The organism is Lysinibacillus sp. NPDC093216 (assembly GCF_050280325.1).
Classification (GTDB): Bacteria; Bacillota; Bacilli; order Bacillales_A; family Planococcaceae; genus Lysinibacillus.
In genome coordinates, this window is sequence record NZ_JBNNVB010000034.1 from 1 (window position 1) to 13,667 (window position 13,667).

At 37.5% G+C, this 13,667-nt stretch carries 11 protein-coding genes; 7 read left to right on the forward strand and 4 right to left on the reverse strand.

Annotation, left to right across the window (positions count from 1 at the left end):
• Positions 1 to 101: 101 nt before the first annotated feature.
• Positions 102 to 1,004, reverse strand: a complete 903-nt coding sequence (locus ACQKOG_RS24065; protein WP_370078373.1) for an accessory Sec system S-layer assembly protein — start codon at positions 1,002 to 1,004, stop codon at positions 102 to 104.
• Positions 1,004 to 3,367 (reverse strand): accessory Sec system translocase SecA2, encoded by a 2,364-nt coding sequence (secA2, locus tag ACQKOG_RS24070; RefSeq protein ID WP_427448388.1) that lies wholly within the window; start codon positions 3,365 to 3,367, stop codon positions 1,004 to 1,006. The genes ACQKOG_RS24065 and secA2 overlap by 1 nt, the downstream gene beginning before the upstream one ends.
• Before the next feature lie 225 nt (positions 3,368 to 3,592).
• Here secA2 and ACQKOG_RS24075 point away from each other — a divergent pair, with 225 nt between their 5' ends.
• Positions 3,593 to 4,657: a glycosyltransferase family 4 protein gene (locus tag ACQKOG_RS24075; protein WP_427448389.1), complete on the forward strand. Its 1,065-nt coding sequence runs from the start codon at positions 3,593 to 3,595 to the stop codon at positions 4,655 to 4,657.
• A 643-nt stretch (positions 4,658 to 5,300) separates the two neighbouring features.
• Here ACQKOG_RS24075 and ACQKOG_RS24080 read toward each other — a convergent pair.
• Both ACQKOG_RS24080 and ACQKOG_RS24085 read right to left on the reverse strand, forming a co-directional pair.
• Complete coding sequence (locus ACQKOG_RS24080) at positions 5,301 to 6,356, reverse strand: LCP family protein (protein WP_370078367.1); 1,056 nt, start codon at positions 6,354 to 6,356, stop codon at positions 5,301 to 5,303.
• Positions 6,357 to 6,502: 146 nt separating this feature from the next.
• Positions 6,503 to 7,138 carry a YigZ family protein gene (locus ACQKOG_RS24085; protein WP_370078365.1) on the reverse strand — a complete coding sequence of 212 codons (636 nt, stop codon included), beginning with the start codon at positions 7,136 to 7,138 and terminating at the stop codon, positions 6,503 to 6,505.
• Positions 7,139 to 7,294: 156 nt separating this feature from the next.
• Here ACQKOG_RS24085 and ACQKOG_RS24090 point away from each other — a divergent pair, with 156 nt between their 5' ends.
• From ACQKOG_RS24090 to ACQKOG_RS24115, 6 genes are all read left to right on the forward strand, one after another.
• A complete protein-coding gene (locus ACQKOG_RS24090; RefSeq protein WP_370078363.1) occupies positions 7,295 to 8,443 on the forward strand; it encodes a sensor histidine kinase in 1,149 nt (382 codons plus the stop codon).
• 35 nt (positions 8,444 to 8,478) lie between these two features.
• The gene (locus tag ACQKOG_RS24095) at positions 8,479 to 9,153 is read left to right on the forward strand and encodes a response regulator (RefSeq protein WP_132360514.1); all 675 of its coding nucleotides are present in this window, start codon (positions 8,479 to 8,481) and stop codon (positions 9,151 to 9,153) included.
• 255 nt (positions 9,154 to 9,408) lie between these two features.
• Positions 9,409 to 9,972, forward strand: a complete 564-nt coding sequence (locus ACQKOG_RS24100) for a nuclear transport factor 2 family protein (RefSeq protein WP_370078361.1) — start codon at positions 9,409 to 9,411, stop codon at positions 9,970 to 9,972.
• Between the two features lie 526 nt (positions 9,973 to 10,498).
• Entirely contained in the window at positions 10,499 to 11,341 is an 843-nt protein-coding gene (locus tag ACQKOG_RS24105) for a DegV family protein (protein ID WP_370078359.1), read from the forward strand.
• A 312-nt stretch (positions 11,342 to 11,653) separates the two neighbouring features.
• On the forward strand, positions 11,654 to 13,021 hold the full coding sequence (locus ACQKOG_RS24110; RefSeq protein WP_427448390.1) for a DEAD/DEAH box helicase: 1,368 nt from the start codon (positions 11,654 to 11,656) through the stop codon (positions 13,019 to 13,021).
• A complete protein-coding gene (locus tag ACQKOG_RS24115) occupies positions 13,018 to 13,608 on the forward strand; it encodes a ComF family protein (RefSeq protein WP_427448391.1) in 591 nt (196 codons plus the stop codon). Before ACQKOG_RS24110 ends, ACQKOG_RS24115 begins: the two co-directional genes overlap by 4 nt.
• Positions 13,609 to 13,667: the final 59 nt, after the last annotated feature.

Here is a 13,667-nt window from a genome sequence, read left to right on the forward strand (position 1 = left end):
ATGGAGACAACATAAAAAATAGAGAAATCCGAATTTGAATTCATTCAAATTCGGATTTCTCACTAATTGAAGCTAGTTATGTCCCAGCCTCTTTCAACACTTTATTGCGTTACGCGTGCTGTCCAACGAGAAAGGTCGGCATCTTTCGCGTCAACAAGCTCTGCAGGGAAGATAAATGTCCATGGCTTTGTTGAGTTTGGTTGCACAGTTAATATTGGATCCATTTTAAATGAACCTTTTGCAATTTGTTTGCCTGTTGCGTCAATAATTTCTAGTGGTAATTGTTCTAGGTTAATAGCTTTATTATGTCCGTTACGAATGAAGATAGACACATTAAAATTACCGTTATCAGCAAGTTTCGCTTGTAGGCCGGTGAAGTTTACTTCTGTTTCACCTAACTTAGGTAAAGTTTTTACGATTTTTGCAAGTTCCTCTTTTTGTGCTTCAGGTAGTTGTTTTTCCCATGATGGGTCTAATTCTAATTGGTGACCGCGAAGGGAAACAAGGTTAAATGCGATTTTCCAGCCATCTTCTGGTATTTCATCGACTTTTATCGTTGATTTTTCAAATTCAAATACCCATGGACGAGCACTTTCTGCTGGAATTGTGCCAAGTGCTGCAAAGTCGAATTTTTTAGATGCTACAAGCTCGTCATTTTTATCCATAATAAACAGCTCAATTTCACCAAGCTCAATTGCTTGAGGTAATGATGAGCGGAAAAATGCACGCACATGCCATTTTTTAGAGCGCATATCTTCTTCTATACTAATAGAAGAAAGTGATAATTGATTTGGCTTTAATGGTTCTAGCTCATTAGCAAGGAAATTAAATATATATTTTTGCTCTTGAGGCACTTCCCAATCTGGATGATAAGATAATTTCGTCACAACATCCTGATTATTGTCTGTATTTTCTACTTCGATGTTTTGAAGTAGATCCTTAGAATCGATTGTATTTTCTTGCCCTAGTTTGTCTGATTTTTTAAAGAATGAGAATAAGCCCATTATTGTACCTCCATTTGTGCTTCAATCATTTTCATGAAGCCTGTAATTTCAATAATAATAGAACGACGTAATTCTTGGAAATTCATTCCAAATAACTCGAGGCCTTCACGTTGGTAAATTCGCATCGGGTCTTCTTGTTGGTAATGACGTAAGCCGATTCCTTCTTTTAAATGTGCCATGTTTTCTAAATGTTTTACCCAGCCATTGTCTAGGTAGCTTAGCATCACTTGTGGAATAACATTCATTACTTTTGCGTTGTCAGAAAATTTTTCCATATGATCAAGCAACTCTTGTTCAGAAGGTTGAATATCAGCTAAAATTTGTTTTACTTTACCCACTTCACGGTCTATTGTGACAGGAGTAATAAATAGTGAATTGAGAGAGCTTTCCATTTGATCGTAATCCCATTCCACTGAAGGGAGTTCATCTGGAGCAGCTTCGCGAACAGCAAAATCAACCGTTTCACTTAGCATTTTTTTTAGCTCACCCATTAAATCTTCACCAGCTAAAATTTTATCACGTAGACCGTAAATAACTGTACGCTGGTCATTGATAACATCATCTAATTTTAGGTTGTAATCACGCATACCGTATTGAGAGCCTTCAACAATACGTTGTGTACGGTTAATAAGTTCTTGAACCTCTTTATTTTGGATAATGCCTTTTTCATCAACAATCATTTTTTCTGAGAATTTTTCAACCTCTTCTTTTGCATAACGGCGGAACATATCATCTTCAATAGAGAGAATGAAGAGGCTTTCACCTATGTCACCTTGGCGACCTGAACGACCACGTAGCTGATTATCTACACGGCGGCTTTCATGCTTTTCGGTACCGATGACATATAAGCCTCCAAGCTCGTGAACGGCTTCATCTAGCACAATATCTGTACCTCGGCCGGCCATATTTGTTGCTACAGTAACACGACCTTTCTGACCAGCTTGTGAAATCAGCTCAACCTCTTGCTCAACTGTTTTAGCGTTCAGCAATTGGAATTTTAAGCCTGCTTTCTTTAAGTATTCGGCTACTGTTTCAGATTGCAGTATTGACGTTGTCCCAATTAAAACAGGTTGTCCCTTGTCGTGACGACGTTTAGCTTCAGCTGCTACGAACTTATATTTATCTTCTTGTTTGTTGAAAATAATATCAGGCTGATCGACACGTTGACGTGGACGGTTTGTTGGAATTTGAATAACTTCCATGCCGTATACTTCACGGATTTCTTTTTCCTGAGTTTTCGCCGTACCCGTCATCCCAGAAAGCTTCGGATACATACGGAAATAGTTCTGAATTGTAATCTGTGCCTGTGCTTTATTTTCTTCAGTAATCGTTACGCCTTCTTTTGCTTCAATTGCTTGATGTAAGCCATCAGATAGCGAGCGACCTTCTAAAATGCGACCTGTGAACATATCAACAAGCTCGATTTTGTCATCTTTTACGATGTAATCAACATCACGCTTGAACATTACGTGTGCACGAACTGCTTGGATCACATAATGGTAAAGTGTTTGGTGTTCAAGATCATAAAGATTATCAACATTGAAGGCAGCCTCAACCTTTTCAATGCCTTTATCTGTTAAAGAAGTAGCTTTTGTTTCTTCATCAAAATCGTAATCTTCTTCTTCTTTAAAACGTTTTGCTAGCATAGAGGCAATGCGATGTAGTTCATCATTCGCAGCCATTTTCCCAGCGATAATAAGTGGTGTTTTTGCCTCATCAATAAGGACACTATCGACTTCATCGATAATGGCGAAGTGATAAGGACGCTGTACTTTATCAGCTAAGCTATGAGCCATGTTGTCGCGTAAGTAGTCAAATCCGAACTCAGTACCTACACCATATGTAATATCGGCGTTATAGGCTTCTTTTTTGGCATCTGGCTCCATCATCGGTATATTTAAACCAACTGTTAAACCAAGGAAACGATGGATTTGGCCGACAAGCTCGTAGTCACGCTTAGCTAGATAGTCATTAACAGTAATAACGTGAACACCTTTACCTTCTAATGCGCGTACATACGAAGGAAGAGAAGCGACAAGCGTTTTACCTTCACCTGTAGGCATTTCTGCAATATTGCCTTCAGTTAAAACAAGACCACCGATAAGCTGTACATCAAAATGACGCATACCTAATACACGTTTTGAGGCTTCGCGTACAACAGCAAATGCGTCTGGGATGATAGATGTAATTGGTTCACCTTGCTCTAAACGATCCTTGAAAATAAAAGTCATTTCTTTTAATTCATCATCTGACTTATTTACATATTTTTCTTCAAGACTATTGATTTGATCTACTATTTTATAGTAGCGTTTTAATTGACGAGCACTAGTTTGCTCATTGTTGCGTTTGAAAATTGAGAACATGAAATATACGCTCCTTTTAAGTTGTCTAAATGCTAGACACTACATTATTTTATCAAATTTTACGAATGATGACTACATTTGACATGCAGCATTCTTCCAATTTGAAAAAGAAGAATAATATTTGTGAAATGGTGGAAAATAAATAGAAAAAGTATATTTCGGCGTCTGTTCGTGCTATAATCAATTAGAATTTAAATGTAGATTATTTTTTTGAGGAGGAGAGACATGCTTTACGTGTCTTTAATAGCAGCATTTGTTGCTTCAATATTGTTAACTCCACTAGTTAAACGATTAGCATTCAGAATAGGTGCTGTCGATGCACCAAACTATCGAAAAGTACATGCACGAATTATGCCAAGACTTGGGGGATTGGCGATTTTCCTTGCGTTTTTAATAGCTGTGGCTATATTCCAACCGATTTTGATATACAATGAAAATGGCAGCGATTTTTTACTGGCAATTATAATTGGAGCTTGTATTATCGTAGCAACAGGTGTCATAGACGATATGCGTGAAATTTCCGCAAAAGCAAAATTAATTGGTCAGCTTGTTGCGGCACTTATCGTTATTTTTGTAGGTGGCATTCAAATTGATATGATTAATTTACCATTTGTAGGTGAATTAAATTTTGGATTACTAAGTATCCCTTTAACAATTCTTTGGATTGTTGGTATTACAAATGCCATTAATTTAATTGATGGCTTAGATGGCCTAGCAGCAGGTGTTTCAACGATTGCTCTTATTACTTTAGCCGTTATGGCATTTATTATGGGCAATATGTTCGTTTTAGCAATCGCAGCCATTTTAGCAGCAGCAACATTTGGATTTTTATTTTACAATTTTCACCCAGCGAAAATCTTCATGGGAGATACAGGAGCCTTATTCCTTGGCTTTATGATATCAGTGCTCGCATTGCTTGGATTTAAAAATGTAACGGTCGTAACATTAATTATCCCAGTTATTATACTAGGTGTGCCAATTTCTGATACATTCTTCGCGATTGTTCGTCGCGTGCGTATGAAGAAAAAATGGTCTGATCCAGATAAATCACACTTACATCACCGTTTACTAGATATGGGCTTCACACATCGTCAAACAGTACTCATTATTTATGGGATTGCCATCATGTTTGGTTTAGCAGCCATCATTTTCTCAATGGCAAAGGTATGGGGTGCCATTTTACTCGTAGCTGTCATTTTAACTGCAATTGAAATTTTGGTTGAAGTCATCGGACTCGCGGGTAAGAACTATAAACCACTATTGAATTTTGTGCGGATATTTAATAAATAAAACATTCAAGCAATCATCCATTTTACGGATGGTTGCTTTTTTACTTTATGTGATCTTACTTAGGTGGCATAGAGGGAAGTGGGCTTGTAAGAAGTTCGAATCTTTGCGAAAAAGCCCTCAGGTAGAGTGGAGAATTACTCGGGTGAGGTGGGGAAGTGCTCAGGTGGGTCGGAGAACGGCTCGGGTAAAGAGAAAAACTTTTATGTTATGGCAGCGTTCCTTGCTTGGTTAGCGGCGGAATTTCGGATTTTAGCGGCGATATTTGCCTGATTAGCGGCGCAACTTTATGTTTTAGCGGCGTTCTTCCTTAGGTTAGCGGCGCAACTCACACTTTTAGCGGCGAATCCCAATATAAGCTGCCCAATTTGACAAAAACTACTCAGGTAGGCTGTTAAACTCCTAGGGTACGGTGGATATCTGCTCAGGCAAGGAGGAAATCCGCGTAGGTAAATCTCAGAACTGCTTAGGCAAGGAGAAAATGAGAAAATCCGCTCAAGTGTAGAACTCAGAACTGCTCGAGTAACATAGAGCAAAACTCAGGTCAATAAGTGCTCCAATCTATAATTTCCACGTTAAGCAAACATCACGAAATCATGCCAAACAAAAAGCCTTTCCACAATTTAAAGTGGAAAGGCTTTTATAGTTACTGAGTGCTATCTTTATCTGTTGAATCTTCGCCAGCAGCGTTATCTTTATCAGTATTTTTATTCGTTAAGCTACTAGATGCTTTATTTGTGTCAAGATGGTTTTTTAGCGTTTGTGATACTTCATCAACCGATTCTTGATTTAATTGGTAGTAGTAAATACCAGTAGACATATCATCTGTACCATCTAATGTTAAAGAATCGATACGTGGCATCCCTTGTGATAAATAAGATAGGAATGACTTCATTTCGCTAAATGTCATATTTGTCTTCATGTTATCACCAAGTGCTCTAATGACATCATCGTATTTTGTAATGGATTCTACCGAAGAAACTTTATTGATGATCGCTGTTAAAATCTCTTGTTGACGTTTGCCGCGTTCAATATCATTGTCTTGCTTACGTGTTCTTGCGAGTGCAAGTGCTTGACTTCCGTTTAAATGCTGTAAACCAGGCTCTAAGTTGATGGCATTGCGATCGAATTCGTCTTTTTCGTGTAACTTGTACGGTACATCAGCTTCAATTCCACCTAATGCATCAACAACGTCAATAAACGCATTAAAGTTCATACGAACATAGTAGTCAATTGGCACATCTAATAGTTTTTCTACTGTATCAATTGTTGAAATTGTTCCACCATGAGCATGTGCATGAGTAATTTTATCATTACGTCCCATTGAAGGAATATATACATAAGAATCTCGGGGGATACTCAACATTTTAATTGTTTTTGTCTTATTATTTAATGTTGCTAGAATAAGGGCATCTGAACGTGAGTTCTCAGAGCCTTGCCCGCGATCTTCACTATCATCAACACCGACAAATAGGATTGAAACGTTATCGTGTACTGGTTCAACCTTCTCATTACGAAGTGCTGAAATGTCTCGACCTTTTAATTCTTCATGTGCTGAGTCAGCTGCATGCTTTACTTGCTTCGTAATATATACACCATAAGCAGTTGCGCAAATTAGTAAACTAGCAACAAGAAGAAGGGAAACTTTTATAATTATGGAAGCTTTGGAAGACCTCTTTTTGCTTTTAATTCTATTTTTCATTTTTAATATATTCTCCTCTGAATTTTGGGAATAATAAAGCGATTAAACTAAACTTATTCAAGTAATCTTAGAAAATGTGTAAAAGATAAAATAGCTCAATATTAAAATTATACTATGGATATTTAGCATTCGACAATTAAAACTATTTATTTCACAACAAATTCAATAAATTGAGCATTCTCAAAAGCAATATTTGCTTGTCCGTTTGTCATTTCTGTTACCCAGTTTTGGAATTGTTCTTCTTCCTCTTTTAATACGGATACAATAATTTCGACGCCTTCTAAATAGCGAATTTCTTCTAAAGTATATGAAGAACCTCGAATTTCATTTTCTACTTTACCTAGCCAAGTGTAATCAATGGAAATGTTCATAAAATGGTGAAGCTTGCGTTCAACTACTTGGGCAGCAAGTAATCCTTCTGTTGTCGCTTTTCCATACGCTCGAATAAGACCGCCACCGCCAAGCTTAATGCCACCAAAGTAGCGTGTGACGACAACGACCGTATCTTTTAACCCTTGTTTTTTTAGGACTTCTAACATAGGGACGCCAGCTGTGCCACTAGGTTCCCCGTCATCATTTGCTTTTTGAATATGATCATGCTCTCCAATAATATAGGCTGAACAATTATGTGTAGCATTATGATGCAATTTTTTTATGCGTTCAATAAAAGAAATTGCATCCTCTTCCGTTTCTGCACGTTCTATATAAGTAAGGAAGCGAGATTTTGAAATAACAATTTCACTTTCTCCGTATCCTTTTACAGTTAAATAGTTTTCTCTCATCAGTATCAATCTCCTTTAAAGTAGAGTTCTATTCTATAATTTTCATAAAGAAAAAGCATTAAATTTTAACATGAGAATGCTATAATAGGTGTAGACTATGTAATTGGTCTATTGAAATAGTAAGTAATCATAAGACATTAGACTGGGGAGTATACTATGTTTTCAAATGATACCTTCGATTTAAAGTCGCTTGATGACATATTTAATCGAATGTTAGAAACAATCATGAGCTCAAAAGATGATATCTTTATTATAAGCGAACAAAGCCGAAGAAATTTCGAAGATATGAAAATAGAGCTAGAAATTGTTCGAAAACAAGTTTCAATTGTTATTGATGAAGGCGATGCTTTAGAAAAAAGTACACAGCTCGCTAAGCAAAGACTTGTGTTAGTAAGTAAAGCTTTTGATAATTATACCGAAGAACAAGTTAGAGAAGCATATGAAACTGCACATGATTTTCAAGTGAAACTCTCCGTTATTAGAACACAAGAAAAGCAACTACGTGATAAAAGAGATGATTTAGAGAGAAGATTAAGAGCGTTACTCGATACGATTGAACGTGCAGATCATATTGTCAATCAAGTAAATGTCGTTTTGAATTACTTAACTTCAGATTTAAAAAATGTTGGTTTGGCACTTGAACAAGCAAAAATGAAACAAGATTTTGGTATACGAATTATTGCAGCACAAGAAGAGGAGCGCAAACGTCTATCTAGGGAAATTCATGATGGACCTGCTCAAATGCTGGCAAATGTACTGATGCGCACTAATTTAATAGACAGAACGTATCGTGAAAAGGGCATTGAATATGCTTTGGCTGAAATTGCTGATTTAAAGAAAACGGTGCGTAATGCATTATCAGAGGTGCGACGTATAATCTATGATTTAAGACCAATGGCACTTGATGATTTGGGAATTGTTCCGACATTAAAAAAATACTTATCGACAGTGACTGAATATAATCCTGGAGTTGAAGTTCATTTCCAATCGAGAAGCACCGAAAAGCGTATACCATCAAATTATGAAGTATCTATTTTCCGGTTAGTGCAAGAATGTGTTACAAATGCCATGAAGCACGGGAAATGTAAAGATATTTGGGTAAAACTGGAGTGGTTGAAAAATGCCGTAAATATCGTTGTAAAGGACGATGGTATAGGTTTCAATCCACAGGAGGTTAAAGACCATTCCTTTGGGATTTTAGGTATGAAAGAACGTATCGAAATTTTGGATGGGACAATCTCAATTAAAAGTGAGATAAATCGAGGTACGACGGTTTTATTTAAAATTCCGTTAGAAGTAGTGTAAAACGATTGTTGGAGAATTTTAGGGGGTAAAGACAAATGACGAAGATTATAATTGTAGACGATCACCAGCTATTCCGCGAAGGAGTAAAACGTATTTTAGATTTTGAAGATACATTTGACGTAGTAGCAGAAGGTGACGATGGTACGGATGTGGTTTCTTTATATGCTGAAAATCAACCAGATGTTGTACTAATGGATATCAATATGCCGGGGAAAAATGGAGTAGAGGCAACGGCAGAATTAATTAGTGAATTCCCAGATGCGAAGGTTATTATGTTATCCATTCATGATGATGAAACATACGTAACACATGCGCTAAAATCTGGATCACTTGGCTATATGCTAAAAGAGATGGATGCTGACGAAATTGTTGAAGCCATTAAAGTAGTTGCGAATGGTGGATCTTACCTACATCCAAAAGTAACTAAAAATTTAGTAGCGGAATTCCGTCGTCTTTCTGAGCATGAAAATAAAGGTAACTTCCATCAAACAGAAATTCGTCGCCCATTCCATTTACTAACAAAACGTGAATGTGAAGTATTACAATTATTAACAGATGGACAATCTAACCGTACAATTGGTGAGACCCTGTTCATTTCTGAAAAAACAGTTAAAAACCACGTTTCAAGCATTTTACAAAAAATGAATGTAAACGACCGTACACAAGCTGTTGTTACAGCCATTAAAAATGGTTGGGTTGAAGTACGCTAATAACATATATTGAAATTAAAGCTGTTTTTAAAGGCTACTATCTTATTTAGTAGTTTTTAAAGCAGTTTTTTTAGTGAAAGTTACCCACAATAGCCAAATGTCATATAAAAGGTGTAACAATTTATACATAGTAATAGTGCAACATTTTAAAACCATGGGCGTCATAAGGAAGGCGTAACACCTAAATGTTGAAAATGCACAACAAAATTCCTACAACGGGATTTATATGCTACAATATGCGCGGGAGGTTTTTTGATGTTAAAGAAAAGTTTTCTAGCAGTTTTTACCCTATTAATGTTAACTACATTAGTGTTAACTGCCTGTGGTAATAAAAAAGATGATGAAATGAGTGCAGAAGAAAGACAAAAAATCATTGATGATGGAACCGTCGGGTTTGAAAAGAATGGTGGGGAAATAACAAAGGCAGAAAATATCCCTGCTGAAGAAAACAAAGCGATATTAGCAGCCTTTAATGAATATATTACGGCTTTCAATTCAAAAGAAATTGATCGTTATATGCAAACACTCTCAAAGAATCCAAAAGGTTTCAATTATGAGGGAGAAAAGAACTACATTAAAGAAGTATTTAAACAGTCAGACGTTAAACGAGATGCTAAAGATACTACGATTATAAAATATAGCGAAAATGAAGCACAGGTCTATTCAAATTTAACATCGCATATAGTACAAACTACAACAAATATAAAGCATGAAAGTGCAGGACAACAAGTGACAGTATTCGTCAAAGAAGATGGACTCTGGAAGGTTACTAGCGTCTTCTATACTGGAGATGAAACGAAATCAACTACTGGCAAATAAAATGAGGATATCTTCATTCAGGCTCATCACTAAGAGTTGAGGTTGGGTGATTTTCTGAGATTAGCGTCAAGAGCGAGCTAGATAGAGGAACGAAGGCAAAAAGCATCACGCCCAACAACTCATTGGACTTGCCTAGCTGGAACGGAAATCAACCCCAAGTTATAGTGATGAGCCTGTATTTATTTAATAGAAGGATTAATTGAATGAAGATAAATCTGTATACATAGAAAATGAATGTGAAATGGAAGCTAAGTTTAACAATTTAGCAGATGTCTAGAAGGTTGAAAAAGGGGAGTGTACTTACTTCTATTCGACATTTAGACGAGATTACGTAACGTCGTAATTCATTTCACATTCATTTCTTTTTATCTGTAGTAAAAGCGAAGCGACAGCAACAATTTTTTTATCTGTGCGAAAGCGAAGCGACAGCAACAATTTTTTTATCTGTGCGAAAGCGAAGCGACAGCAACAATTGCGCCGAGGCGCAATTGCATGTAAACTATTTAGAATAGGAGAGTGGACATGGATGAGGACAGCAATCGTAACAGATAGTACTGCATATATTCCGGCTGAGGAACGAGAACGCTTAAACATTCATATGATTCCGTTAAGTGTAAATATCTCAGGGCAACTATTTGCAGAAGAAGTAGATATCACAGCATCTGAATTTTATGATAAAGTACGCGGGGCAAAAGAATTCCCAAAAACAACGCAGCCCCCAATTGGAGAATTTGCCTCTCTCTTTGAAGAGCTGGCAAAAGAGTATGATGAAGTAATATCAATTCATTTATCAAGTGGAATCAGTGGAACATATCAAGGTGCAATTCAAGCAGGCGAGATGGTAGAGGACATTGATGTGTACGCTTTTGATAGTGAAATATCCTGTGCGGTACAGGGTTTTTATGCTTTAAGAGCAGCTGAAATGGCGGCTCAGGGCTCTTCTGCAAAAGAAATTCTCGCTACATTGGCAGACATGAAGCAATCAATTCGTGCTTACTTCATTGTAGATGACTTAGCGCACTTACAACGTGGGGGACGTTTGTCTTCAGCAGCGGCATTAATTGGCGGCTTATTACAAGTAAAGCCAGTACTGCATTTTGTGGACAAGGTTATTGTACCTTTTGAAAAAATTCGTACGCGTAAAAAAGCATTAAAGCGTGCGGAGGAGCTACTAGCTGAGGATGTTCAAAAGTATGAAGCACTGGACGCTGTCGTGATCCACGGCAATTGCCAGGCTGAAGCAGAAGAATGGCTAGCACAACTAGCAGCAACCTACCCGAGCGTGAACTTTAAATTAAGCTATTTCGGTCCCGTCATTGGCACGCATTTAGGTGAAGGCGCAATGGGGCTAGGCTGGACAAAAAAATAATATTAAGTGAGACAGTCTCTACAGCAAATTTGTAGAGGCTGTTTTTTTATTTTTGGGTATACCGTTTTGTCGGGTGAAGCGGGGGATCGCCTGTAATTCTTCAACATCGCTGATAAAAGTAAGAGAATCGCTGATAAACCCGTGAACATCGCTGATAAAAGTAAGAGAATCGCTGATAAACCCGTGAACATCGCTGATAAAAGTAAGAGAATCGCTGATAAACCCGCGAACATCGCTGATAAAAGATCAGAAATCGCTGATAAACTCACGAAAATCGCTGATAAAAATCAGTCACATGAAAGGAGCAAAGCAATGACATACAAAGGTTGGTTGTTGCCACCTGCATTACGAGATTTTTATGAAGGACGTATTTGGTTAAAGGAGCATGCCCCATTTTCCAAGGAAGATATCGAGAAATCAATCAATCTTCAATACTTCCATATAATAGAAGGGATTCAAAAAGAGCCACATTTAAGATGCAATCGGTGCCGTAATGATAATCCTCAGCAATTTACAACGTTTGATTGTTCAAAGTGCCAGCAGCAATGTGTATATTGTAGACATTGTCTGAATATGGGGAGAGTGAGTAGCTGTACGCAATTGATGATTTGGACAGGCCCTCACGCAATTAGAACAAGAAAGCATGCACTCAAATGGGCGGGGCAATTTACAGTGCTTCAACAGCAGGCGGCAAAGGAAATGCTAGAAAGTGTTAAAGTAAAACGTTCCCATCTTATCCATGCAGTATGTGGGGCTGGAAAAACAGAGCTACTTTTTCCGACTGTTCATTATGCGTTAGAGCAGGGCTTACGGGTATGTATCGCTACGCCTCGTACAGATGTAGTGCTAGAGTTATATCCACGCTTTCAAACAGTTTTCCCGCAAACGATGATCCATGCTTTATATGGTGGTTCACCAAAACAGGTTGGTTATGCCCAACTTGTGTTGGCGACAACTCATCAACTGTATCGGTTTGAGCGGGCGTTTGACGTCATGATTGTTGATGAGGCGGATGCCTTTCCATATACATTTGATGAAACCTTACAAAGCGCAGTGCAAAAGGCAAAAACAGAAAACGCACCAATAATGTTGGTCACAGCAACACCTTCGCATAAATTACTTACTCAATATCAAAATGAGAGCTATTCATTTATCCCAAAGCGCTATCATAATCGTCCATTACCAGTCCCTCGATTTCATTCCCTATGGAACTATGAAAAAAGCTTGAAACGAGGAAAGATCCCGCGAAAGATAAAGCAATGGACAGAGGAACGCCTTGCACGAAAAGAGCCTTTTCTATTATTTTTCCCGACAGTAGAGTTAATGAAAATAGCTACGCCTCTTTTTCAGTTATTAGATGGAAGCATCATGGCAGTACATGCTGAGGATCCTGGACGTAAAGAAAAAGTGCTTAAATTACGAAATGAAGAAGTTCCGGGTTTACTGACTACGACCATTTTAGAAAGAGGGATTACGATCAAGAATGTACAGGTTGCAGTGATTGGGGCAGAATCAACCATTTTTACTTCAAGTGCACTTATACAAATTGCAGGACGAGTTGGTCGAAATGCCAATTTTGCAGATGGAGACGTTGTATTTTTCCATCATGGTATTACGATTGAAATGGATGATGCGCGTACTAAAATTCTTTATTATAATAAGAAAGGATTTTCACAATGAATAAAATTGAAACACTATGCTTATTATGCTCACAGCCTTTGCAATCAGCAATTTCATGGAAAATGCTTTTAACCAAACAATTTCACCCAACCATTTGTGATAGATGCTCGGCTCGATTTGAATATTCCTCAACAGTAACAGCACTTTACCAATATAACGATGCGATGAAAGATTATTTGCATCAATATAAATTTCTACAGGATGTAGCTCTCGCTAAAGTATTTCGGCAGGAACTATATGCGCGCTTCAAACATGAAAAAGCAACCATTATACCGATTCCTATGCACCCACTTAAGCAAAGGGAACGTACCTTTTCGCATATGGAGGAGTTATTAAAGGCAGCTAATATTCCTTTTTTGCAACTCTTAGAAAAGACGACGACAGAAACTCAAAGCTCCAAAAATAAAGAGCAGCGTATCCATGCAGCTTCTCTTTTCCGTTTGATGGATGGAGCACATGTAGAGCATAAAGAATATCTTCTTTTTGACGATATAAAAACGACAGGAACTACTTTACAGCATGCCACCGAGATTTTAATGAATGCGGGTGCTAGAAATATCAAAAGCTTCACACTAATTAATGGATGAAAATGCTAATGCATTGTGTATAATAGATTACGAGTAAATAAGATTCGTATCTAGCAGTT